Raw genomic sequence first — 24,629 nt, 5'->3', positions numbered from 1 at the left:
CTCAGCTCGTTAGAGTTCCGCTGGCAAATTCGCCAAAAACGCGTGGATTTGCGACACCACGGCCGCGCCTTCGCCCACCGCCGCCGCCACCCGCTTGGTGGAGTTGGCGCGCACGTCGCCGATGGCGAATACGCCCGGCACGCTGGTCTCCAGCGCCGCCCGCGAGGGCAGGTCGGCCGGGTACACGCCCTTGGCGAAGTTGGCACGGCATTGCGCCTTGGTCACGTCGAAGCCGGTGCGGATAAACCCTTTGGGATCGACGTCCACGCCGCAGTCGCTGAGCCAGCCGGTGTTCGGGTCGGCGCCGATGAACAGGAACACGCGGCATACCGGGTAGTCGGTCTCCGACTCGTCCAGCCCGCAGCGCACGCGCACCTGCTGCAGCCCCTGCTCGTCGTCCCCCTCCAGCGCCACGATTTCGCTATGCGTGTGCAGCACGATGTTCGGCGTGGCCTGGATGCGCTCGATCAGGTAGCTGGACATGGTGGCGGCCAGGCTAGGCCCGCGCACCAGCATGTGCACCTTGGACGCGTGCCCGGACAGGAACACCGCCGCCTGCCCGGCCGAATTGCCGCCGCCCACCAGGATAATCTCCTCGGTCTTGCACAGCTTGGCCTCGATGGGCGAGGCCCAGTAGTACACGCCGCGCCCTTCGAACTGCTTCAGGTTGGCCAGCGAGGGACGGCGGTAGCGCGCGCCGCAGGACAGCACCACGGTCTTGGCCTGCAGCCGCGTCAGGCTGCCGCACATTTCCACCTGCAGCGGGTAGGTGTCGCAGATCAAACGCCCGGCCGGGGCCGGAATGGCGATCTCCACGCCGAACTTCTGCGACTGCACGTAAGCCCGTCCGGCCAGCGCGCCGCCGGAAATGCCGGTCGGGAAGCCGAGGTAGTTTTCGATGCGCGCGCTGGCCGCCGCCTGGCCGCCGAAGGCGCGCGTTTCCAGCGCCAGCACCGACAGGCCTTCGGACGCGGCATACACCGCCGTCGCCAGCCCGGCCGGGCCGGCGCCCACCACGATCACGTCCCACACCTTGTCGCTGCTCAGCTCAGGCAGCATGCCCAGGCAGCGGCCCAGCTCCACATTGGTGGGGTTCTTTTTCACGCTGCCGTCCGGGCACACCACCAGCGGCATGTCCTCCGGCTGCGGCTGGTAGTGCTCGCACAGCGCGCGCGCCTGGGCGTCGGATTTCGGGTCCAGCACGGAATAGGGATGGCCGTTGCTTTGCAGCCAGGTCTGCAGATTGTGCAGGCGCGGATGGCCGGGCGCGCCCACCAGCACGGGGCCGCCTGACGGCGCTTCGATCAGGCCCACGCGGCGCAGGATCAGCGCGCGCACCAGGCGCTCGCCCAGCTCGGCTTCCGCCACCACCAGCGCGCGCAGCGATTCGGATGGGATCACCAGCACTTCCACGTCGCCCACCGCGTCGCCGTTGACCAGCGAGGGACGGTCCGACAGCTGGCCCACCTCGGCGCAGAACTGGCCGGCGCCATGTTCGATGATCAGCGAGGTGTTGCCCAGGCCGTCGTAGCGGCTGATGGCCACGCGCCCTGTCAGTATCACCAGCATGCCGAAGGTGGTGCGGCCGGCCTCGAACAGGCGCTCGCCGTTGCGGAAATGGCGCACCGTGCCGAAGCGCTGCATGCGCTTGATTTCCGCTTCGCTCAGCGTGGGGAACATCTGGTGGCGGCGCGATTCCAGCGAACTGGGCAGGGTGCCCACGGGGTCGCTGGCGTTCGCTTCTGCTTGGAATGGGGTATCGTCGTTGGGCATGGCGGTAAGTGAAATAAGGGGCTGGAATTTGTTACGGACAGTCTATCGCATGCCCCGGCTTTCATGCCAACATCTTATTGGGGAGCCGGACTGGTACAATCTTTGCAATGATTTGCGTAACCATCGTTGCAACTACCCTGATAAGCTATTTATGCCCGTCGTCCCCGCCATCCGCGCGCTCGATCCGCGCGAAGCCGAGCAGTTTTTCGTCTACCTGAACGATCACCTGAGGGACAACGGCACACACGGCCATCCGCTGTTCCAGCCCATGCCGCGCAGCCAGTCCGTCTTCCCCGAGGAAAAAGCCGCCGCCTTTATCAAGGGCATGGGCATTGCCGTCGGCCAGCCGGGCTGGCGCCGCGCCTGGGCCGCCACCGGCCAGGACGGCATCCTCGGCCACGTCGACCTGCGCGCGCGGCCCGAGGGCGGCAGCGCCCACCGCGCCTTGCTGGGCATGGGCGTGCACCGCCTGGCGCGGCGCCAGGGCCTGGGCCGGGTGCTGGTGCGGTCGGCCATGGACTGGGCGCGCCAGGCCGGCCTGGAATGGCTGGACCTGGAAGTGCTGAGCATTAACGAGCCGGCGCGCGCCCTCTACCGCGACTGCGGCTTCCGGCAGACCGGCGAAATTGCCGACATGTTCCGCATCGACGGCGAGCAGCTCGCTTACACGCTGATGAGCGCGAAGCTGTAAGGTCCGGCCAACCCCGTGCCGGGCGCGCTTTCGCGTCCCGGATTAAAATGATCTTTTTTGCTGAACGAAAACAGAACTCAATGGCTTACATGACTATTGCCGATACGATCGGCAACACGCCCCTGGTGCAGCTGAAACGCATCCCCGGCGCCGACGCCGACGCGCGCGGCAACATTATCCTGGGCAAGCTGGAGGGCAATAATCCGGCCGGTTCCGTCAAGGACCGCGCCGCCATGTCCATGCTGCGCCGCGCCGAGGAGCGCGGCGACATCAAGCCGGGCGACACGCTGATCGAAGCGACCTCCGGCAACACCGGCATCGCGCTGGCGATGGCGGCCGCCATCCGCGGTTACAAGATGCTGCTGCTGATGCCGGAAAACCAGAGCGAGGAGCGCAAGCAGGCCATGGCCGCCTACGGCGCCCAGATCCTGCTCACGCCCAAGACCGGGGGCATGGAGTATGCGCGCGACATGGCCGAGCAGATGCAGAAGGACGGCAAGGGCATTATCCTGGACCAGTTCGGCAACGGCGACAATCCGCGCGCCCACTACGAGGGCACCGGCCCGGAAATCTGGCGCGACACCGGCGGCCGCGTCACCCACTTCGTCAGCGCCATGGGCACCACCGGCACCATCATGGGCGTGTCGCAGTACCTGAAGGAGCAGAGCGAGGCGGTGCGCATCATCGGCGCGCAGCCGGAGGAGGGCTCGCAGATCGCCGGCATCCGCAAATGGCCGGAAGCCTACCTGCCGAAGATTTACGACAAGGCGCGCGTGGACCAGGTGGAATACGTGACGCAGGCGGCGGCCGAGCGCATGGCGCGCAGGCTGGCTGCGGAGGAAGGCATCTTCTGCGGAATTTCGGCGGCGGGCGCGTGCGAGATCGCATTGCGCATTTCGCAGACGGTGGAGAACGCAACCATCGTGTTCATCGTCTGCGACCGGGGCGACCGCTACCTGTCGACCGGCGTGTTTCCGGCGTAAGGGCAAGAACTTTATCCCTCCGCCCGCGCGGGGGGAGGGATCGCAAACCGGGGCGGCTTAGCCCTGGTTCGGGGTTTCGCCTTCTTTAGGCTTGAACTGCTTGTCGCTGATGCGGAACTTGTTGCGGCGGTCGCCCATCAGGTAGCGCAGGTCACGAATGCTCAGGTCGCTTACTTCATGCATGCGGATCAGCAGCGAAGCACCCACCGGCAGGCGGTGGTGGCGGATTTTGCTGATCACCGGTGGCGCCACTTCCAATGCGCGCGACAGGGCGGCATCGTTTTTCAGGCGCAGGTTTTCGATCAGCGTGTCGAGCAGCCGGTTCGGATTGTATTGCAGCAGATCATCGCCTTCCGAATCGCTGTTCATATCGATACCCACTTGGTTAGTCATGATTCGTCTGTTCCTTCTGTAAAGTTTGTCCTGCAAAGTGAAACACTCGGAGCCTAGCCATGTTCATCCTTACTCGGGAACGAATTCACCACACGGACGGAATTCCGAAATAACAAGTTTCATAATATATACACAATTGTACAACATCACGCAATGTAATACTTACGAGCAATAAAAAATAACTGTTGCACGTAGATATCGTTGTCCGTCCGCAACAATGTGTGAGAATTGGCGCCAGCTGCGTGTGCTACCATGCCTCTGCAGATCCCGCACTATCCTTTGTCTTTTGCACAAAGTTGAGTATAGGGCAAAATCCACCGGCATTGCCGCACGATATGATTCCTGTCGTGTTTCCAACTATCAATTATACAATAGCTGCCACGAGGCAAGATTTCAAGTGGCTTTACGCTTCCTTACAAGTCGCGGCGCGATAATTTGATGGCGCGTCCCAGCTCCAGCACCGACATGGCGTAGAAGTAGCTGCGGTTGTATTGCGTAATCGAAAAGAAATTATTGCTGCCCAGCCAGAACTCAGTCGGCTCGGAGCCGTTCTGCAAATCCACCAGGCCGAAATTCATTCCATCCGGCAAGGTAGAAGTGGTGACGACCCCGGCGGACATCAAGTCCTGCGGGCGGAATTTTGCTTCCAGGCCCTGGTTGATAAAGCGTTCCCACTGGCGGCTGGGCGACACGGTGGCGGCATACACCAGCGGACCCGGGTCGTCGCGGCGCCAGCCGTGCGCCACCAGGAAGGCGGCCACGCTGCCGATGGCGTCGGTGGGCGAGTTGCGCAGGTCCACCCGGCCGTTGCCGTCGAAGTCCACCGCGTATTTCATGATGTTGCTCGGCATAAACTGCGGCAGGCCCACGGCGCCGGCATAGGAGCCCAGCAGCGAGAAGGGATCGATGCCGGCCTGGCGCGCGTACAGCAGCGTGCTTTCCAGCTCGCCCCTGAAGAAGGCCATGCGGGCCTCGCGCGCGGGCGCCAGCGGGTAGGCGAAGGCCAGCGTGGTGAGCGCGTCCATGACGCGGAAGCGGCCGGTGTTGCTGCCGTACACGGTTTCCACGCCGATGATGCCGACGATGATTTCCGCCGGCACGCCGTACAGCGCCTCGGCGCGCGCCAGCGCTTCGCGGTTCTCGTTCCAGAATTTCACGCCGCCGTTGATGCGCACCGGCTCGATGAACAGCTTGCTGTAGGCCTGCCAGTTCTTGGGCTTGCCCGGCGGCGCCGGCTTCATCAGCTGCACGGCCGAGTCCACGTAGCGCACCTGCATCATGGTCGCTTCCAGCTCCTTGCGGTCAAAGCCGTGCTTGGCGGCCATCTCATCGAGGAACTGGCCCACTTCCTTCCACTGGCCGAAATTGACGAATTCGCCTTCGTAGTCGGTTTTCCTGGCCGGCGCGGCTTTGGCGGGCTTGGCTTTTTTCGCCTTGGCCTTGCTGTGGGCGGCGGGCGTGGCGGCTGCGGCGGCGGGCGCCAGGGCGGTGCCGGCCAGTGCCAGTGCCAGCAGGGCGGAGGAGAGCGTGTTGGTGTGCAAAGACAGTTTCATTGAATTCGTTTCAGCAAAATGGCCAGCCTTTTGGCGGGCGCCGTTATCTCATCAGCAGGCGCTGCATACTTGAGCGCGCCATACAATTCCAGAAAGGCCAGCATGGCCTCTTTCTTGTCTTCCTGCCCCGCCATCGCCTGCAGGCGGCGGGCGTAGCTGTGCGGTCCTTCGTGCGGCGCGCGCGCCATGCCGCGCCGGGCCATTATGCGGCAGAACGCCGCGTACACCGCGTCCACCGGGTCCGGCGGCACCAGGGCGCGCCGCTTGCGCAGCTGCACCATCGCCAGCGCCAGCAGGGCGGACGCCGCCAGCGCCGCGCCGCTGCGCCAGTTGCCGAAGGCGCTCGATAGTTCCGCAAGGAAACTGCTCTGCCTATCTGGATTGTAATCCAGGACCCATTGATTCCACGCATTATTCACCGCCTGCGCGCGGAATCTGAGTTTCGCCAGCCACGAATTGCTGTCATTGGCGAAATTCATCAGGCCATCCAGGCCCGCCAGGCCGAACGGCGCCTGCTGCGGCAGCGCGCGGCCCAGGCCCTGGTTGACGCGCTCGGGCGCCACGGCCGAGGTGGGATCGACCCGCAGCCAGCCTTGGCCTTCGGTCCAGATTTCGGCCCAGGCGTGGGCGTCGGACTGGCGCACGGTGAGGTAGCCGTCCACCGGGTTCAGCTCGCCGCCCTGGTAGCCGGTGACCACGCGCGCCGGCACGCCCATGGCGCGCATCAGCACCACGAAGGCGCCGGCGTAGTGCTCGCAGAAGCCGGCCTTGCTGCCGAACAGGAAATCATCCACAGCGTTGCGGCCCAGCAGCGGCGGCTCCAGCGTGTAGCTGAATTGCTGGGTGCGGAACATGCGCAGCACGGCCTGGGCCGAGTCCGCCGGGCCGCCGGCCTGGCGCAGCGTGGCCGCCAGCGCCAGGGTGCGCGGGTTGTAGCCGTCCGGCAGGCGCAGCGCGCGCGCCAGCTGCGCGGCGTCCAGGCTGGGCTGCAGGCGGTAGGACAGGTAGGCGCTGGCCTGGTAGCGCAGGCGCTGGTGCACCGGCTCGCGGCTGATGAATTCGAACTCGTCGCTCAGGCCGGCGCCCAGGCCGGGCATGGGCAGGTTGGGGTTGGTCAGCTCCAGCGCGAACAGCCAGCGCTTGCCGGTGGGCTCCATGGTCACTTCATGGCGCAGCGCTTCGCCCAGCACGGACGCGCGCGAGTTGCTTTCGCCGGCGCGGTAGCGGGGGCGCTCGGTGCGGGTCCAGGTGCTGCCGTCATAGTTGCTCAGCACGATGCCACGCCAGTAGAGCTGGTTCTGCGGCGGCAGCGGGCCGAAGAAGCGCACCCGGTAGGCCACCTCGTCCGACAGCGCCAGGCTGGTCATGCTGCCGGGGGACATGGTGTCCGAAATGCCGCTGCGGGCGCTGCGGGCGTCGCCGGGCAGGCCCCACAGCGGCCCCTGGATGCGCGGGAAGGCGAAGAACAGCACCACGGCCAGCGGCGCGGCGGCCAGGAAGATCTTGCCCGCCGCCAGCAGGCGCTGGCGCAGCGGCGGCACGGCGCCGGTGTACTGGAAGGTCATCAGCGTGGCCAGCAGCACGATGATGGTGGCCACCATGCACAGGCCGGTGAGCATGGACTGGGAGTAGAAGAAATTGGTCAGCAGCAGGAAGAAGCTGAGGAAGATCACCACGAACAGGTCGCGCCGGGCGTGCATTTCCAGCAGCTTGAAGGCCAGCAGCAGGGCCAGCATGGCCACGCCCGCGTCGCGGCCCAGCAGGGTGCGGAAGGACAGATAGACCCCGCCCATGGCCAGCAGCGACACCGGCAGCAGCAGCCACAGCGGCGGCATGCGGCGCCCCCGCAGCGTGATGGCGCCGCGCCACAGCAGCACGCCGCAGATCACGGCGCTGGTCCACGGCGGCAGATGGCTGAAATGCGGCGCCAGCACCAGCAGGGCGGCGGCCAGCAGCAGGAGCGTGTCCGCCTTGTCGCGCGTGAGCCGCTGCGCCCAGCGCGCCAGCGGCCCGGCCGGCGCCATGCCGCGCGCGCTCACGCGTAGGCCTCCTGGCCGTACAGGGCCAGCGCGCGCAGGCAGGCGGTGCGGTGCGCGTCGCCCAGGGCGGGCGGCAGGTCGTGGTGGCCGAGGCGGAAGCCGTAGGGCAGGGCGCGCTGCTCGGCCTCCAGCACCCAGCGCGCCATGCGCGACAGGCGCAGCTCCAGGTCCATGGTGTAGGGCAGCAGCGCGAAGTCGAGCACCATCTCGGCCACCGCGCCGCCTTCGAAATGCTTGGTGCTGAGCTGTCCGCCCAGCGCCGGGTCGTGCCGCGCGATCTGGCGCCAGGCCAGGTGGCGCATGGGGTCGCCCGGCTGGTAGCTGCGGATGCCGGCGAAATTATCCAGCCCCACCTGGCCGTGGCCGTCCTCGCTGGCCGCGCCGCTCACCGGCAGCGGCGGCGCGTTGTTTTCCGGCGCGGGATAGAGCAGCACGCGCAGGTCCGGCTCCCAGTAGGCCCAGGCGCGGAACAGGCCGAGCGGAAAACGCGTCACCAGGCGCACGCGCGGCGCGGCCAGCCAGCCGCGTCCCTCGGTGGGCGCCGCCAGCACCAGCGCCGCGCTGCCGCCGGCCGGCACGTCGAGCGCGTGGCGCGGCTCGCCGTCGTGCTGGAAGCCCAGCCACACGCCGTAGCGGCTGCGCGCCGTGCCATTGTGGACTTGCAGCTCGAACTGCGCCTCCTGGCCGGAGAACACCGGCTGCGCGCGGCCCGGCGCCAGGCGCAGCAGGGCCAGGTTGCGGGCCGTCATGACCATGTCGGCCACGGCGCAGGCGCCGGTGAAGAAGGTCAGCGCAAAGCCCAGGCCCAGCGTGTAGTTGATGGAGCCGATCAGCATGATCAGCAGCAGGCCGGTGAACGCCATGCCGGGCCGCGTGGGGACGATGAAGACGCGCCGCATCACCAGCAGCACCTCGCCCGGTTCCGGGCCGCGCAGCTGGAACAGCCAGCTGTTCAGCCAGGCCCGCAGCCGGCCGGGTGGGGGCGATGGTGGCCGGGGCGCGTTCGCCTCCTGCATGGTTGGCATGGCGCGGGCTTACACCGGCACCGACGCCTGCAGCTGCAGCACCAGGTCGCGGCTGGCCAGCGCCACGCCGTGCGCCGCCTTCAGCGGCCGCAGGCGGTGCGCGCAGACCGGCACCAGCACCGCCTGCACGTCCTCCGGCAGCACGTGGTCGCGCCCCTCCAGCGCGGCCCAGGCGCGCGCCGCCTGCAGCAGCGCCAGCGCCGCGCGCGGGCTCAGGCCTTCAGCGAAGGCGCCGTTCTGGCGCGAGGCCTGGGCCAGCGCCTGCACATAGGTGGCCAGCGCGGGCGAGACGTGGATGCGGCGCAGGCTGCGCTGCGCTTCCAGCAGCTCGGCCGAACTCATGGCCGGCGGCAGCGACTTGAGCATGGCGCGCCGGTCGTCGCCCAGCAGCAGGGCGCGTTCGGCGGCCGGGTCCGGATAGCCCAGCGAGAGGCACATCAGGAAGCGGTCCAGCTGCGATTCCGGCAGCGGGAAGGTGCCCACCTGGTGCAGCGGGTTCTGGGTGGCGATCACGAAGAAGGGTTCGGGCAGCGGTCGCGTGACGCCGTCGGCCGAGACCTGGCGCTCCTCCATCGCCTCCAGCAGGCCGGACTGGGTCTTGGGCGTGGCGCGGTTGATCTCGTCGGCCAGCAGCACCTGCGTGAAGATGGGGCCGGGATGGAAGGCGAAACCGTTCTTTTCTCGCTCGTAGATGGAAATGCCGGACACGTCGGCCGGCAGCAGGTCGCTGGTGAACTGGATGCGGTTGAAATTGAGCCCCAGCGAAATGGCCAGCGCGTGCGCCAGCGTGGTTTTGCCCACGCCCGGCACGTCCTCCACCAGCAAATGGCCGCCGGCCAGCATGCAAGTGAGCGCCAGGCGCACCTGCTGGTCCTTGCCGACGATGACCTGGCCCACCTGGCGCGCTACCGCATGCAGTTTGGTATACATGGTTCCTGTTATTATCCCGTGGTAGATTACAACCTGATTCTATGCGAGAACCCGCATGGGAACCACCCCGATCGCTGCGGTAAAGACACGAGACATGAGTACAGCAATTTACAGCCACCCCGACTGCCTGCGCCACGAGATGGGCGAGTGGCACCCAGAATCGCCCGCCCGGCTGCAAGCGATTGCCGACCAGCTCATCAATTCGCACATTGACGACCTGCTGGAGCACCGCGAGGCGCCGCTGGCGGCGCTGTCCGACATAGAACGCAACCATAGCCGCAACGCCATCGGCATCGTGCGCGACAACGTGCCGCAGGCGGGCGACTACTACCCCATCGACGGCGACACCTCGCTCAACGCCTACAGCTGGCAGGCGGCCCTGCGCGCCGCCGGCGCCGCCGTGGCGGCCACGGACGCGGTGATCGACGGCGAAATCGGCAACGCCTTCTGCGCCATCCGCCCGCCCGGCCACCACGCGCGGCCGACCGAGCCCATGGGCTTCTGCATGTTCAACAACATCGCCATCGCGGCCAAGCACGCGCTGGACGTGCGCGGCCTGCAGCGCGTGGCCATCGTGGATTTCGACGTCCACCACGGCAACGGCACCGAGGAGGCGCTGATGGACGAGCCGCGCGCGCTGATGGTGAGCTTCTTCCAGCATCCCTTCTATCCCTACAGCGCGGTGGCGGCGGAAACGCCGAACCGGGTGAACGTGCCGGTGCCGGCGCATTCCAAGGGCGACGTGGTGCGCCAGTTGGTGCTGGACAAATGGCTGCCCGCGCTGCACGCCTTCAAGCCGGAGATGATCTTCATCTCGGCCGGCTTTGACGCGCACCGCGAGGACGACATCGGCGGCATGGGCTTGGTGGAGGCGGACTACGCCTGGATGACGCAGGAGGTGATGGCGGTGGCCAGGGAGTACGCGCAGGGCCGCATCGTCAGCTGCCTGGAGGGCGGCTACAACCTGTCGGCGCTGGGCCGCAGCGTGGTGGCGCACGTGAAGGCGCTGGCGGAGCTGTAAGCCGCGCCGCCTGGCCCCGGCCCTGGCCTTAGCGCGGCGCCAGCTTCAGGTCCACCTGCTCGACTATATCGGGAATGGCCGCGAGCACCGCCTGGATGGTGGCCCTGCACGCCGCCGGCCCGGCGTCCTTGCGCAGCGCCTGTTCCGCCTGCGCCGCCAGCTGGCTGAGTTCATTCGCGCCTATGGTGCCGGCCAGGCCTTTGAGCGTGTGCAGCGCGGACGCGGCGCCTGCGCAGCCTTCCGCGTCGAGCGCGGCGCGCAGCTCCGCCGCAATGAGCGCGGCTTCCGCATTGAAGCTGCGCAGGGCGATCTGGTACACCGGCAGCAGGCCGCCCATGCGCTTGATGGCGCCGGCCGTGTCCAGCCGCGCCGGCGTTTCGGTGCGCGCCGCCATGGCGATGGCCGCCGTGCCGCCTGTCGCCGCAACGCCCTTCGCCGCCACGCCCGCCGCCGCAGGCTGCTCGCGCCGGGGTCCCGCGTGCGACAGGATGACGCCGATCAGCTGCTGCAAGTCGAACGGTTTGCCCACGTGGTCCGCCATGCCCGCCGCCAGCGCCAGTTCCCGGTCCGACTGCATGGCGTTGGCCGTCATGGCGATGATGGGCGGTGCGCGCTCGCCCAGTTCGGCGCGGATGGCGCGCGTGGCCGCGTAGCCGTCCATGTCCGGCATCTGGATATCCATCAGCACCACGTCCGGCAATGGCCCTTCGCGCCGCACGGCGGAGATGGCGTCCTGCCCGCAAGCGGCCACCTCCACCAGCGCGCCCTCGTGGCTCAGCAGCTCGCGCGCCACTTGCTGGTTGGTCGGATTGTCCTCCACCAGCAGGATGCTCACCCCGTTCAGCAGGCGCCGCGATTGCGGCGGCTGGTCCAGCAGGGCGGGGCGCTGGCCGGAACGCGCATCGGCCACCGCGTTGAACAGCATCGACGCCGTAACCGGCTTGACCAGCACGCCGTCCAGCACCGGCGCGGCCCGGGCGGGCTCCTGCGCCTGCTTCTGCGCCAGCTGCTCGCGGTCATGCGCGGTGACCATGATGATCAAGGGCGTGGCTGCGGCGGGCAGCAGTTCGCGCAGGCGCACGCTGGTTTCCCAGCCGTCCAGCAGCGGCATGCGCCAGTCCACCAGCAGCACGTCGTAAGGGCGGGCGGCGCTGCGCTCCATCGCCAGCCGGATCGCGTCCAGGCCATTGTCGGCCGTGTCCACGCGCCAGCCGAAGGACGCCGCCATGGCTGCCAGCACCTGGCGCGCGCTCGGGTTGTCGTCCACCACCAGGCAGTCCAGCGCGCGCAGCTGCGCGGGATGGGCTGCCGGCAGCGGCGGCTCCGCCTGCGGCAGCGCCAGTTCGAAGCTGAAGGTGCTGCCCTGGCCCGGCGTGCTGGTTACCTCCAGCGTTCCGCCCATCATGCGTGCCAGGCGCTGCGAAATCGCGAGCCCCAGGCCGGAGCCGCCGAAGCGGCGCGCGGTGGAGGCCTCGCCCTGCGAGAAGCCGTCGAAGATATGCGCGCGCTGTTCGGGCGAGATGCCGATGCCGGTGTCGCGGATGGCGAAGGCGATGCGGGCGCCGTCCGGCCCCTGCACCGGCCGCACCGACAGCACCACCTCGCCCTGCTCGGTGAACTTGATGGCGTTGCCGGTCAGGTTGAGCAGGATCTGCTGCAGGCGCAGCGAGTCGCCCAGCAGCCAGGGCGGCAGCGCCGGATCGACCTCGAACAGCACCTCCACCGGCTTGCTGCCCACGTAGGCGGACAGGATCACGGACAGGTCGCGCAGCAGCCGGTCCAGGCTGAAGGGATGCAGGTCCAGCGCCAGCTTGCCGGCTTCAACCTTTGAAAAATCGAGGATGTCGTTGAGCAGGCCAAGCAGGGCGCGCGCCGCCGATTCCGCCTTGGCCGCGTAGTCGCGCTGGCGGCCGTCGAGCTGGGTTTGCTGCAGCAGCTGCAGCATGCCCAGCACCGCGTTCATCGGCGTGCGGATCTCGTGGCTCATATTCGCCACGAAGTCCGACTTGGCGCGGCCTGCCGCCAGCGCCTGGTCCTTGGCCTCGGTCAGCTTGTCCACGGTGCGGGCCTGCTGGCGCAAGGCGTAGCGCCCGCCCAGCAGGGAGCCGGCCGCCATGATGAACAGCAGCGCCAGGAATATGGCGTCGTTGCGGGCCTCCTTGCGCCAGGGCGCCAGGAAGTCGTCGCTGGACAGTCCCACCAGCACGAACACCGGATACTGGCCGATGCGCTCGATGCTGACCACGCGCTGCAGGCCGTCGCGCACGCTGTTGGTGGTGTAGGTGCCGTGCTGGCGCTGGCTGGCAAGCACCGCCATGGTGGGCGCCGACAGCTGGACCTGCGAGCCCAGGGGCACTTCGGGCGCTTCCGGGTAGCGGTGCAGCATGCGGCGGTCCTTGTCCACCAGCGTGATGACGCCGTTCGCGCCCACGTTGAGGGACTTCAGCACGTCGGTGATGGTGCTGGTGGTCATGTTCACATAGGCGGTGCCGCCGAAGCGGCCGTCCTCGTAGGTCAGCGCATAGACTAGCGGCAGCACCCAGTCGCCCGTGATGCGCGACTTGACCGGCACGCCGAACACCAGCTCGCGCTCCTTCTGGACGCGCGGGTAGAACTCGCGGATGCCCAGGTTCTGGATCTTGGACAGGTCGATGTCCTCGCCGTAGATCACGCGGCCTTCGCTGTCCGAGCCGCGCACCGAGCGCGCGTGGGGTATGCGTTCCTTGAGCGAGCGCAGGTAGGCGCTGAAGGCGGCGTCGCTGAAACGGTTCTCGGCATGCAGGGTGCGGAACTCCTGCCCGGCGCGGCGCATGGCCAGGTCCACCTCGTAGAAGTGGCCGCGCAGGAAGTGTTCCAGTGTGATGGCGAGGTTGCGGGAGGTTTCCTCCGCGTTGGCAAAGTAGCGCTGGCGGCTTTCGTGCAGGGTGTGCAGCACGAAGCCGGTGACGATCAGGAATGACGCCGCCACCGCCGCTACCAGCACAGTAAACAGCTTGCGCAACCGTCGCAGTGTCTCGAATCTCATGTTGTTACAGTAACACAAGGCGGGTTACGCAGCTACGCTGCCAACCCGCCCTACGGCTTATACGAGACACTGGAGGCGTTAGACGCCGACGCGCTTGGCGCTGGTGCTGGACCAGCGGTACAGGGCGGACACCACGGCGGCGCCCACCACCAGCGACACCACCATGGTGGCGTGCTCGCTCAGCGAGTTGGCGATGGCCAGCGGCTCGCCTTCGCCGGACAGCACGATCAGGCCGGCCAGCGCCACGTTGAACAGGCTTTCGCCGACGATAAAGCCGGACATGATCAGCACGCCCAGGCGCTTGGCCACTTCGCCCCAGGTCTGGTGGTGCACGGCGCGTTCGAACAGATAGCCGGCCACGGCGCCCACCACCACCGGCGCGGTCACGGCGCTCGGCAGGTAGATCGCCAGGCCCACGCCCAGCGGCGGCAGGCTGTACTTGTTGCCCGAGGCTTTTTTCAGCACGAAGTTGAACACCACCAGGCCCAGGCCCAGCGCGGCGCCCCAGCCGATCAAATGCCACGGCAGGTTGCCGCCGATGACGCCCTTGGCCAGCGTGGAGATCAGCGTGGCCTGCGGCGCGGCCAGCGGCTGCGAGGAGATGGCTTGCAGATTGGGCGCGCCGGCAAAGCCGTTGGCGCGGTTCAGCAGTTCCAGCACCGGCGGCACCACGCAGGAACCGGCGAACACGCCGATCAGCAGCGCAACCTGCTGCTTCCACGGCGTGGCGTCGACCAGCTGGCCGGTTTTCAGATCCTGCAGATTGTCGTTGCCGATCACGGCCACGGCCAGCACCACGGTGGTGACGAACAGCGCGAAGGCGATCAGCGCGTGCGCCACTTCAGGACCCATGATGTGCTTGCCCACCGCGCCCACCGACAGGGCGGCGCCCAGCACGGTCAGGATGGCGATGCCGGACACCGGCGAGTTCGAGGAGCCGATCAGGCCCGCCATGTAGCCGCACACGGCGGCGGCGAAAATGCCGGCCACCAGGATGTAGGCCACGCCGACCGCGATCAGCGCCGGGGCTATGCTTTGCAGCACGCCGCCCTGCAGGAAGGAGGCCAGCAGCCAGCCGGCCGGCACCATGGCGATCAAGGTCACCAGGCCGACGATAAAGATAGGCAGGTCCTGCTCGGTGCGCGGCAGCACGCCGCCGTTCTGCTTGGCGTGGCGCGAGGCGGCCATGGCCGATTTCAGGCCGCCGATGACGGGTTTGGCCAGGCCGGCCAGGGTCACGATGGCGGCGGCGCCGATGGCGCCCGCGCCTATCATGCGCACGTCGGTTTTCCATACTTTCAGCGCCCAGTCGGCCGCCGACAGGTCCGCCATGGGCTGGGCCGCGGTCAGGATGGGCACCAGTATGCCCCAGGCGATGGCCAAGCCGGCCAGCATGGCGATGCCGACGGTGATGCCCATCAGGTGGCCGGCGCCGATCAGGGCCAGCGAGCTGGACGCGCCCAGGCCGGTGGCGCCGTTGCCGGTGCGGAAATAGACCGCCATTTCGCCGGCCATCACCTTCACGGCCGCGCCGGCCGCGTACAGCGCGGAGGCCACGCTGCCCAGGATCACGGCCATCAGGCCGGCCTTGCCTTCAGCGGCGCCGGCGCGCGAGGAGGTGCCCACTTTCAGCACTTCGGCGGCGGCCACCCCTTCCGGATAGGGCAGGTCCGAGGTCGACACCAGCGCGCGGCGCAGCGGCACCGTGTACATCACGCCCAGCACGCCGCCGATGGCGCAGGCGCCGAAGGTTGGCCAGAAGGGCACGTTGGCCCACCAGCCTATCATCAGCAGGCCCGGCAGCACGAAGATCACCGAGGCCAGCGTGCCGGCGGCCGAGGCGATGGTCTGCACGATGTTGTTTTCTTGAATCGTCGCGGTCTTGAACGCGCTCAGCAGCGCCATCGAAATCACCGCCGCCGGGATCGACGTGGCGAAGGTCAGGCCCACTTTCAGGCCCAGATAGACCTGCGCCGCCGTGAACACCAGCGTGATCAGGATACCCAGGATCACGCCACGGACAGTAATTTCGCCTGGCATGGATGGGGAAGCTTTAGTCATCTTGCACGACTCCCTGGAATGTTTGTAAAAAGGAAAAAAATTTGTGCCCCATAATAGCCGACCTTCGCGCAAACGGATACAGCCAGGATGCAGCAAGGGAGGCAGCGGAGGCCGGAGCAGGTAAAATAGCGGATTACACGCACGCAGCAGAAGGCAAGACATGGCAATTCAATGGTATCCGGGGCATATGAACGCCGCCAAGAAGAAGGCGGCCGAACAGATGGAGAACACCGATCTGGTGATCGAGGTGGTCGACGCGCGCCTGCCCGAAGCCAGCTGCAACCCCATGGTGGAAGAGCTGCGCCTGTTCCGCCAGCGGCCCTGCCTGAAGATCCTCAACAAGATCGACCTGGCCGACCCGGCCGCCACGGCTGCGTGGGTGGAGTATTACAACAAGCAGGAAGGCGTGACGGCGTTCGCCATGACGACCAAGAAGCCGGGCGACGTGGCGCGCATTCCGGACCTGGCCAAGTCGCTGGCGCCGCACCGCGGCGTGCCGACCAAGCCGCTGCGCATCATGATCATGGGCATCCCCAACGTCGGCAAATCGACCTTGATGAACGCGCTGCTGAAAAAGCGCGTGGCCAAGGTGGGCGACGAGCCGGCCGTGACCAAGGTGCAGCAGAAGCTTTACCTGGATAAAAACACCGTGCTGGTGGACACCCCCGGCATGCTGTGGCCCAAGATCGCCATGCCGAGCGACGGCCTGATGCTGGCCGCCAGCCACGCCATCGGCTCCAACGCGCTGATCGAAGAAGAAGTGGCCGAATACCTGGCCGGCGAAATGCTGCGCCGCTACCCCGAGCTGCTGGCCACGCGCTACGGCTACAAGGACATCGACACCATGGACGCCATCGCCGTGGTGGAAGGCATCGCCGCCAAGCGCGGCTACCGCCTCAAGGGCGGCGACTACGACTACGAAAAAGCGGCCCACATCTTCCTGCAGGACTACCGCAGCGGCGTGCTGGGCCGCATCTCGCTCGAGACGCCAGCCACCCGCGCCGCCGCCCTGGCCGCGTTCGCCGAAGAGCAGCGCGTGAAAGCCGAACTGGCCGCCGCCAAAGCCGCCGCCAAGGAAGCCGAGCGCATGAAGGGCAAGCGCGGCACCTGATAGGGCTGCGCCAAAAATACAACATCTTCCCCGGATGCTGCGTGTTATCATCTTGATATCACTCATCCAGGCCAGCGTGTCCCCTAACCATGGTCACCGAAGCGCGCATCTCGACTGACGCCCTGCGGCCCGGCAAGCGGCTGGCGCTGGTGCGCGACACGGCCTATTCCCTGTTCAACCTGGAAGTCGATTTCGGCGGCGCCGAGGCCAACTCGGTGGCGGCCGACATCCGCATCGCCCGCCACGCGCAGGCGGGCGTGGTGGACGTGCACACCACCTTCAGCCGGGTCGAGCGCACGCGGGCGCGGGCCGATGCGGCCGGCGGCGACCATTTCCTGGTCTACCTGATCAAGCAAGGCGGCAGCTGGTTCCGCAACGGCCGGGGCGAGGAATTCATCACCACGGCCGGCGCGGTGGTGGTGGGCAGCCAGAACGCCGCCTACCAGGCCGCCGCCGCGCGCGGCCAGGACTGGCGCTTCTCGGTGCTGAGCGTGCCCAGCCACCTGTTCGCCTTCGCCGGCGACGGCATCCGGCGCGGCGGCTTCCAGATGGTGGCGCCGCACGCCTCGCTGGGCCAGGTGCTGTCGTCCTACGTGGCCATGCTATGCACCGAGCTGCCTACGCTGGACGTCGACTCTGCCGCCGCCGCGCTGCGCGCGCTGGATCAGCTGCTGGCCGCATGCGTGGGCGGCGCCGGCGCCGAGCCGGAGCGGCTGGCGGCGGCGCTGTCGGCCCAACGGCGGCGCGACGCGCTGCGCCACATCGAAGCCCACCTGGAATCGCCGGCCCTGTCGCCGGGCGCCATCGCCAGCAGCGTCGGCGTCTCGCCGCGCCAGCTGCATCGCCTGTTCGAGCAGGGCGGCGCCAGCGTCAGCGCCGAGATCCGGCGGCTGCGCGTGCTGCGCGCCCAGCACCTGATACGCAGCTGCCCGCAGCACACCATCACCAGCATCGCCTTCGCCTGCGGCTTCGACTCGCTGGCCACCTTCTACCGCGCCTTCAAGGCCGAGGCGGGCATGACCGCCACCGAATACCGCAGCGGCCCGCAGGCCTGAGGGCAAGCCGGCGCGGCTGGCGCGCAATGCGGCCCCGCGCGGCGCGCAGTGCGATGCGGATGCGGCCGGCGCATGGCAAAGTGGCGCGGCAATGCCCCCAACCCTACTGGAGAACGCCATGATGAATCGTGTCAAATTCCTGCTTCCCCTGTTGCTGAGCCTGTTCATCTTCAGCGCGCCGCCGGCCCAGGCCCAAGACAAGCCGTACAAGGACGGCACCGTGTGGCAAATCAGCTTCATCAAAGTCAAGCCGGGCATGTTCGACACGTATATGGGGGAACTGCTGCCGATGCGCAAAAAGATATACGAAGAAGCGCGCAAGCAAGGGCTGGTGCTGTCCGAAAAAATGCTGAGCGGCGACGCCTTCGGTAATAGCGACTTCAACATTGTCCTGATGACCGAATTCAAGAATTTTGCCGCCCTGGACGGCTTGTCGGACAAATACGACGCCATCATGAGCAAAGTGGTGGGCTCGCAGGACGCCCAGGTCAAAACCATGATCAAGCGCACCGAAGTGCGCGACATCGTCGGCGAAAAGCTGATGCAGGAAATCGTCTACAAATAGACAGCCCCCTTTTTGGGGTTGGTCAATTTTCTTAGCCGAAGCGGAAGCTGGAGACGGCGAGGGCGCCCATGAAGCTGTCTTCGTGGTAGACGCTGGCGGCGGCGTCGGCCGTTGCGGCGCCGTGGGCGACCATCAGCGGCAGCAGGTGCTCTTCGCGCGGGTGCGCCGCCCGCGCGGCCGGGGCGCTTTCCCAGGCCAGCAGCCGCGCTTCGCGCTCGGCCGGCGCCAGCGCCATCGAGTCGCGCAGCCAGGCGTCGAACTGGTGCGACGCTTCCGCGCCCGCCGCGCCGAACTGGCGCAGATTATGGTAGCTCAGGCCGCTGCCGATGATCAGCACGCCTTCCTCCCGCAGCGGCGCCAAAGCGCGGCCGATGGCGATGTGCTGCGCCGGGTCCAGCCCCTGTTTCAGCGACAGCTGCACGATGGGCACGTCCGCCGCCGGATAGATGGGCTGCATGGCCGAGAAGGTGCCGTGGTCGAAGCCGCGCAGCGGGTCGAGGTGGGCGGCGATGCCGGCGCCGTTCAGCAGCTGCTGCACGCGTTCGGCCACTTCCGGCGAGCCGGGGGCGCTGTACTGGATGTCGTAGGTGTAGTCGGGGAAGCCGCCGTAGTCGTAAATCATAGGCGGTTTCGGGCTGGCCGAGATGCGCAGCTCGCTCGCCTCCCAGTGCGCCGTCACCACCAGCACGGCTTTGGGCTTGACGCCGCCAAGCTGGCGCGGAATGTCTTCCAGCGACGCTTTCAGCGCGTCGTAGCGGTTGCCGTAGTGGGCGAGCATCCACGGCCAGGGGCCGCCGCCGTGGGACAGGAAGTAGGTGGGGAGTGCAGTGCTGGACATGGAGTGCTCCTGGTTTTCGATGCACTTACTATAGTCCCGCACTCCTGGTTCATCAATCGTGTCTTTGTGATTGGATCGTTCAGGATTTGTGAACAATCCCGATGAGCGCGAACAGCCGCGCGCCGCGCGTCCAGGCCAGGATGACGGCGATAAGCTGCGTCAGCAGCAGGGCGGCCAGCCAGCCCATCGTTCCGGCTGTGGGCAGGTGGATGCGGCCCAGGCCCAGCACGGCGGCCACGGCCAGGCCCAGCAGGCTGATGGCGGCGTAGCTGCCCAGCATGGCCCCCGGGCTGCGCGCGAGCAGGCGCAGGCCGTGCCACCAGGCGACGACGGCGGAGCGGCGGCGCCGGTCCGAGGCCAGCACGGCGCGGCCTGCGTCCAGCGTAGCCAGGGCCAGCGCGATCAGCAGGGCGGTGAGTATGCCGGCGGCGCCGCGCAGGTATTGGCCTTCGCTTGGGGTGATGGCCTTGTCGGCGCCGCTGTCGGCCAGGCTTTGCAGTCCGCTGGCGATGCCGATGGCGGCGCCCAGCGGCACCACGGCCCACAGCAGCATGCGGAACATGCGCGGGTATTCGGCCACGGCGCCGGCGAACAGGTGGCGCAGGGCCGGCTTGCCGTCGTGGCGGGCGGCGGTGGCGACCGCGCCCGTCAGCAGCGGCGACAGCAGCAGCGTGAGCACCAGCGCCGTGCCCGCGCCCAGCTGGATCGCGGCCGGGTTGCGCGTCATCTCGCCCATCAGGTCGGCGATGTTGGACAGGTCCAGCCGCTGCGCCAGTTCGGCCGCGTGCACGGAGTGGTTGAAGGCGGCGCCGAACTGCAGCCAGAACGGCAGCGCCAGCGCCAGCGTGGGCACCAGCAGGGCGATGGTCCACAGCGCCAGCAGGCGCCATTGCAGCGCGGCGCGGGCGGCGCGCAAACAGGTGTCGGTCAGTTTCATATGCTTGCAATCAGGGTCAGGATGGCTTGCGCGAGCGCGGCCAGGTCGAAGGTCCAGCGGCGCGCGGCGCTGCCGTCGGCCTTGACGGTGCGGCTGTCGTCGAGCTTGTTGGTGTCGAGCAGGTGCTTGCGTTCGGGGTCGAGTTCGGCCGATACGGCTTTCACCGGCTTCTGCCACACGAAACGCTCCCAGCGTTCGCCGTTCTGCGGGTCCCATTTGACGGTTTCGCTGCTGCCGTCGGCAAAGCGCACCAGCAGCGTCTGCGGCACGGCTTCGCCGCGCCGGCGCACCACCACTTCGGTGCGGTAGGGGTAGGGGCCTGCGCCGTGCTTGGCGTCGGGGTGGGCTTTGTCCCATTTTTCGCGCGCATCGTCGATCTGCTTGTCCACCTGGTCCTGGGTCAGCTCCACGCGCTTGCCGTTGACGATGCGGCTGCCCGGCTGCGGCAGCACTTCTTCGCTGCTGATGGACTGCACGCGGTCGTCCACCTTGCCGGTGCGGTAGACCTGCTGCGCGAACACGCGCTCCACCAGCGCGCGCTGGCCGCTGGCCTGGGCCAGCGCTTCGCGCAGGTCGGCGGTGCTGGGGTGGCGGAAGCGCCAGCGCTGGTAGTATTCCTTGAAGGCCTGCTCGGTGGCCTGCTTGCCCAGCTGCGCTTCCAGGTCGTGGAAGATGGTGGCGCTGCGGTTGTAGGCCGGGCCTATGCCTTGCAGGCGCGTGTAGGCGTTCTGTCCGGCGGGGTCGGCCGGGTTCTCGCGCACCGCGCCGCCCAGTTCAAAGTGGAAGCCGTCAAAACCCGGCGACACGCCGATGGCGCGCAGCCAGCGCGGCGCCGGGTGCAGCAGCTGCCCGCGTTCGCGCGCCATGCGCATATTCCAGTATTCGTTCAGGCCTTCGTCCAGCATCGGCTCCTCGAACTCGTTGGAGGCCAGGATGCCGTAGAAGTAGCCGTGCCCGAATTCGTGGATGTTGACCAGGTCCAGTTCGAATTCCTGGCGCGATTTCGGGTCCACCGTGGCGTAGCTGTCGGCGGTGTAGAAGGTCGGGTACTCCATGCCCGCCGCCTCGCCTGCGTTATGCGGCGGCAGCACCACGGTCAGCGTCTTGTAGGGGTAGGGGCCCAGCGTCTTGGAGTAGTAGGTGAGCGCATCCTGCGCGGCCTTGAGCGAGGGCGCGGCGCTGGCCGCGAACTCCGGCATGTAGAGCACCTTGATGCTGACCGGCGGGCTGCCCTCACCGCTCCAGCTGCCCGTCAGCGGCGGCGCATAGCGCTTGTCGGCGGTCCAGGCGAAATCGTGCACGTCGCCTTGCACGTAGTGGTGCGTGAGCATGCCGTTCTTTTCCACCGGTGCGCCTTGCAGTTCGCCGGTGGCGCCTACCGTGTAGTCCTTGGGCGCGGTGAGCTTCACGTCGTAGCTGCCGAAGTCCGCGTAGAACTCGGCTTCGGCGTGGTATTCGTGCACGTTCCAGCGCGGCCTGGTGGCGCCGCGCTCGCCCGCCAGTTCCAGCACGCCTATCTTGGGGAACCATTGCGCCACCAGGTGGAAGCTGCCGAAGTAGCCGCTGCGCGCCAGCAGCCGTGGCAGCTGGCTGTGGAAGCCGATGTCCAGCGTGGTGGTGGCGCCGGCCTGCACAGCCTGCGGCAGGTCCAGCCGCACCACGGTGCGGTCGCCGGCCGGGCCGCCGTCCGGCTGCACGAAGGACTGTTCCACTTTGGCGCCGCCTTGGGTCACGCTGCGCAGGTCGATATGGCCCCATTCGCCGTCCTTGGGATCGCGGCTGAAGACGCCGCCGCCTCGGGCGCGGTGCTCGGTGAAGAAGGTGGTGCCCGCATGTTCGAAGGCGTTCAGGTAGAGGTGCAGGTAGACCGTGCGCACCGGATGCGCGCTGCGGTTGCGCCAGGTGAGCTGCTGCTTGCCGTCCACCGTGTGCTTGTCCGGGTCCAGCGTGGCGTCGATCTTGTAGTCCACCACGCGGTCGGACAGCGTGGCTTCGCTGCCGGTGCGCGGGCCGCCCCAGGCGTCCGGCGCGCTGGGCGCGGCCACGGCGGCGGCCTGCGCGGGCGCGAAGGGGATGCCGGTGTCCGTGTAGGGTTCGGGGATGGCGATGACCTGGACTTGCGCCAGCGCCAGCGCGGCCAGCGTGGCGGCGGCGGCCGTGGCGGCGAGGACGGCGGCGAGCTTGCGGTAGGAGTGTGGGTTCATGGCGCCACTATAACGAAGCACGTAATTATTTGCCAACGAAATCATCCGCCTGGGGGCCGGGAGTATAATGGCGGCGTTTTGGTGCCCGCGTCCATGCCCTTGGACGCAGTTAAACGGGAAACACAAGGCAGCCGGCGCTTTTTTGCAGCGCGGCGGCCAAGGTGTGCTGCCCCCGCAACGGTACGCAAGCGCCGCGCTCCTGCAGTACATGCGCGGCAGGCTGGATCGACAACCACTGCGCAGGCCAGTCCCGCGCCGGAAGGTGATCCCGTCCCGTCTTGCCAGCCCGGATACCGGCCAAACAGGTGAAAGCGCTGAAAGCCTTTCGTTGAATCCGGCCTGCGGGGACGCAGGCGGATGCTCACTACGCATAAAAGTACAACATGACCTTCTCGAATTCCTGCCGCGCGCCGGCCTCGTCGCCGCTGGCGCTTGCCGTGGCGCTGTGCTTCTCCGCCGCTTCGTTTACAGTTTCTGCGCAAACCCGGATCGCCGGCGATGTGCTTGCTTCGGTTGTGGTGACCGGCGCGCGCTTCGACAGCGATCCGTCGCTGCTGCCCATCGGCGCCACCGTCATCAGCGCGGCCGAAATCCGCCGCGCCGGCGTGAGCGACGTGAACCAGGCCATCCGCAAGATCGGCGGCGTGCTGGGCCACCAGAGCCTGGACGGCAGCCCGGACTTCGCGCTGGACCTGCGCGGCTTCGGCACCAACAGCAGCCAGAATATGGTGGTGCTGCTGGACGGCGTGCGCCTGTCCGAGAACGAACTGAGCTCGGCCATCCTGTCCACCATCCCGGTCGATTCGGTTGAGCGCATCGAGATCACGCGCGGCGGCAGCAGCGTGCTGTTCGGCGACGGCGCCACCGGCGGCGTGATCCAGATCATCACCAAGCGCCCCGGCGCGCGCAACGCCGGCACGCACGGCAGCGTGTACGCCGAAGCGGGCCAGCTCGGCCTGCGCGAAGGCCGCGCGGCGCTGAACCACAGCGCCGGCGACTGGGCTTTCGACCTGTCCGGCGGCGCGCTCGACACCGACAACTACCGCGACAACAACGCCTTCAAATCGCGCAGCGTGAACGCCGGCGCGCAACTGGGCTTTATCGGCGGCCGCGCCGGCGTGCGCCTGTCGAGCACCCGCCAGGACTCGCGCTTCGCCGGCTCGCTGAGCCAGGCCCAGTTCGACGCCAACCCGCGCCAGGCCGCCACGCCCAAGGACTTCGGTGCGCTCGACAGCGACCGCTTCACCGCCTTCGTCGAAGCCAAGCTGGCGGGCTACGACCTGGCCGCCGAGCTGTCGCACCGCCGCAAGGAACTGGAAGCGACTTACTTCTACGGCACCACGTCCTCCGTGCTGGACTACGAAAGCAAGCAGACCCAGTTCTCGCCGCGCGTGCGCAAGCTGGACCAGTTCGGCGGCGTGCTGAACGAAGCGGTGGCGGGCGTGGACTTCATCGACTGGACCCGCGAGCAGAAGGGCTCCAGCCCAAGCAAGGCCACGCAGAAATCCAAGGCGCTGTACCTGCGCGACGAAGTCAAGTGGGAGGCCTTCCGCCTGGCCGCAGGCGTGCGCCGCGAGCTGTTCGAGAAGACCAACGCCGATCCGTCGCCGTGGTCCACCGCCAACTACGGCGTGACCCAGGGCGTGAACGCGTGGGACGTGCAGGGCAGCTATGCGCTGTCGTCGAAAGCCACGCTGCACGCGAAGGCCGGCCACAGCTACCGCGTGGCCAACGCCGATGAAAACGGCTACACGCTGGTGCCCAACACCGTGCTGCAGCCGCAGACCTCGCACGACCTGGAGCTGGGCACCAGCTACACCGACGGCGGCGCCAAGCTGGCCGCGCGCGTGTTCCGCCACGAGCTGCGCAACGAGATCTATTACGATCCGACCGCCGGCGCGTTCGGCTTTGGCGCCAACACCAACCTGGCGCCGACCAAGCGCCAGGGCTTCGAGGTGGACGCGAGCGCCGAGCTGGCGCGCGACTGGACGCTGAGCGGCCACTACCAGCGCGTGAAGGCCACCTTCACCGAAGGCGCCGTCGCCGGCCGCGAAATGGTGCTGGTGCCGAAGAACGTGCTGAGCGCGCGCCTGACCTGGACCCCGGCCGACGGCCAGACCGCCGACATCGGCGCGCAGTGGGTGGACAGCCAGCGCTTCGGCTCCGACTTCACCAACAGCTGCAGCGCGCGCATTCCGTCCTACACCACGCTGGACGCCCGCTATGCGCGCAAGTTCGGCGCCTGGGAAGTGGCTGTCGCCGGCCTGAACCTGGCCGACAAGCAGTACTACGGCATGGCCTTCCAGTGCCGAGGCGGCATCTACAGTTCGGACGGGCGCCAGATCAAGCTGTCGGCGCGCTACGAGTTCTGATGCGCGCTTAAATCAGGCTTAAAATCCCCGCTGGCCGGGGATTTTTGCTGTCC

The 24,629-nt window shown here is 67.8% G+C and carries 18 protein-coding genes and 1 riboswitch; of the genes, 7 read left to right on the top strand and 11 right to left on the bottom strand.

Annotated features, from left to right (window positions below; translation table 11 throughout):
• Nucleotides 1–9: 9 nt before the first annotated feature.
• The gene (locus AC07S4_RS05990) at nt 10–1,773 is read right to left on the bottom strand and encodes an FAD-dependent oxidoreductase (RefSeq protein WP_494985770.1); all 1,764 of its coding nucleotides are present in this window, start codon (nt 1,771–1,773) and stop codon (nt 10–12) included.
• A gap of 151 nt (nt 1,774–1,924) precedes the next feature.
• On the opposite strand from AC07S4_RS05990, the gene AC07S4_RS05985 reads away from it, so the two are divergent.
• Together AC07S4_RS05985 and cysM are read left to right on the top strand one after the other, a co-directional pair.
• Nucleotides 1,925–2,464: a GNAT family N-acetyltransferase gene (locus tag AC07S4_RS05985; protein ID WP_494985769.1), complete on the top strand. Its 540-nt coding sequence runs from the start codon at nt 1,925–1,927 to the stop codon at nt 2,462–2,464.
• Between the two features lie 80 nt (nt 2,465–2,544).
• Nucleotides 2,545–3,447, top strand: coding sequence for a cysteine synthase CysM (cysM, locus tag AC07S4_RS05980; protein WP_161071749.1), 903 nt, complete (start codon nt 2,545–2,547; stop codon nt 3,445–3,447).
• A 57-nt stretch (nt 3,448–3,504) separates the two neighbouring features.
• On the opposite strand, the gene AC07S4_RS05975 is transcribed toward cysM, so the two are convergent.
• From AC07S4_RS05975 to AC07S4_RS05955, 5 genes are all read right to left on the bottom strand, one after another.
• The gene (locus AC07S4_RS05975) at nt 3,505–3,840 is read right to left on the bottom strand and encodes a hypothetical protein (protein ID WP_082552264.1); all 336 of its coding nucleotides are present in this window, start codon (nt 3,838–3,840) and stop codon (nt 3,505–3,507) included.
• A 413-nt stretch (nt 3,841–4,253) separates the two neighbouring features.
• On the bottom strand, nt 4,254–5,393 hold the full coding sequence (gene mltB, locus AC07S4_RS05970) for a lytic murein transglycosylase B (RefSeq protein WP_494985768.1): 1,140 nt from the start codon (nt 5,391–5,393) through the stop codon (nt 4,254–4,256).
• On the bottom strand, nt 5,390–7,432 hold the full coding sequence (locus tag AC07S4_RS05965) for a transglutaminase TgpA family protein (RefSeq protein WP_494985767.1): 2,043 nt from the start codon (nt 7,430–7,432) through the stop codon (nt 5,390–5,392). Before AC07S4_RS05965 ends, mltB begins: the two co-directional genes overlap by 4 nt.
• The gene (locus AC07S4_RS05960) at nt 7,429–8,448 is read right to left on the bottom strand and encodes a DUF58 domain-containing protein (RefSeq protein ID WP_494986443.1); all 1,020 of its coding nucleotides are present in this window, start codon (nt 8,446–8,448) and stop codon (nt 7,429–7,431) included. Before AC07S4_RS05960 ends, AC07S4_RS05965 begins: the two co-directional genes overlap by 4 nt.
• An 18-nt stretch (nt 8,449–8,466) precedes the next feature.
• Entirely contained in the window at nt 8,467–9,387 is a 921-nt protein-coding gene (locus AC07S4_RS05955) for an AAA family ATPase (RefSeq protein WP_161071752.1), read from the bottom strand.
• 94 nt (nt 9,388–9,481) lie between these two features.
• On the opposite strand from AC07S4_RS05955, the gene AC07S4_RS05950 reads away from it, so the two are divergent.
• Entirely contained in the window at nt 9,482–10,408 is a 927-nt protein-coding gene (locus AC07S4_RS05950) for a histone deacetylase family protein (protein WP_494985766.1), read from the top strand.
• 28 nt (nt 10,409–10,436) lie between these two features.
• Here the strand turns inward: AC07S4_RS05950 and AC07S4_RS05945 are convergent, their stop codons facing one another.
• The gene (locus tag AC07S4_RS05945) at nt 10,437–13,433 is read right to left on the bottom strand and encodes a hybrid sensor histidine kinase/response regulator (RefSeq protein WP_494985765.1); all 2,997 of its coding nucleotides are present in this window, start codon (nt 13,431–13,433) and stop codon (nt 10,437–10,439) included.
• Between the two features lie 78 nt (nt 13,434–13,511).
• Nucleotides 13,512–15,494, bottom strand: a complete 1,983-nt coding sequence (locus AC07S4_RS05940; RefSeq protein ID WP_494985764.1) for an OPT family oligopeptide transporter — start codon at nt 15,492–15,494, stop codon at nt 13,512–13,514.
• 160 nt (nt 15,495–15,654) lie between these two features.
• Between AC07S4_RS05940 and ylqF the strand changes: the two genes are divergently transcribed.
• The 3 genes from ylqF to AC07S4_RS05925 all read left to right on the top strand — a co-directional run bounded on the left by ylqF (nt 15,655) and on the right by AC07S4_RS05925 (nt 18,225).
• Complete coding sequence (ylqF, locus tag AC07S4_RS05935; RefSeq protein ID WP_494985763.1) at nt 15,655–16,605, top strand: ribosome biogenesis GTPase YlqF; 951 nt, start codon at nt 15,655–15,657, stop codon at nt 16,603–16,605.
• A gap of 89 nt (nt 16,606–16,694) precedes the next feature.
• Complete coding sequence (locus tag AC07S4_RS05930) at nt 16,695–17,660, top strand: AraC family transcriptional regulator (RefSeq protein ID WP_494985762.1); 966 nt, start codon at nt 16,695–16,697, stop codon at nt 17,658–17,660.
• Between the two features lie 118 nt (nt 17,661–17,778).
• Nucleotides 17,779–18,225, top strand: coding sequence for a hypothetical protein (locus AC07S4_RS05925; RefSeq protein WP_494985761.1), 447 nt, complete (start codon nt 17,779–17,781; stop codon nt 18,223–18,225).
• Nucleotides 18,226–18,256: 31 nt separating this feature from the next.
• On the opposite strand, the gene AC07S4_RS05920 is transcribed toward AC07S4_RS05925, so the two are convergent.
• From AC07S4_RS05920 to AC07S4_RS05910, 3 genes are all read right to left on the bottom strand, one after another.
• Complete coding sequence (locus AC07S4_RS05920) at nt 18,257–19,063, bottom strand: DODA-type extradiol aromatic ring-opening family dioxygenase (protein ID WP_494985760.1); 807 nt, start codon at nt 19,061–19,063, stop codon at nt 18,257–18,259.
• 79 nt (nt 19,064–19,142) lie between these two features.
• Entirely contained in the window at nt 19,143–20,000 is an 858-nt protein-coding gene (locus tag AC07S4_RS05915) for a hypothetical protein (RefSeq protein WP_494985759.1), read from the bottom strand.
• Entirely contained in the window at nt 19,997–22,204 is a 2,208-nt protein-coding gene (locus tag AC07S4_RS05910) for a M1 family metallopeptidase (protein ID WP_494985758.1), read from the bottom strand. Before AC07S4_RS05910 ends, AC07S4_RS05915 begins: the two co-directional genes overlap by 4 nt.
• Before the next feature lie 62 nt (nt 22,205–22,266).
• A riboswitch (cobalamin riboswitch) is annotated at nt 22,267–22,520 on the top strand.
• A gap of 67 nt (nt 22,521–22,587) precedes the next feature.
• Between AC07S4_RS05910 and AC07S4_RS05905 the strand changes: the two genes are divergently transcribed.
• Nucleotides 22,588–24,576: a TonB-dependent receptor gene (locus AC07S4_RS05905; RefSeq protein ID WP_494985757.1), complete on the top strand. Its 1,989-nt coding sequence runs from the start codon at nt 22,588–22,590 to the stop codon at nt 24,574–24,576.
• The last annotated feature ends 53 nt before the right edge of the window (nt 24,577–24,629 follow it).

It is taken from the genome of Pseudoduganella sp. GW821-FHT05F09, from assembly GCF_059419605.1.
The sequence above is the reverse complement of the archived record's forward strand: the minus strand, read 5'-3'. Positions and strand labels throughout refer to the sequence as shown.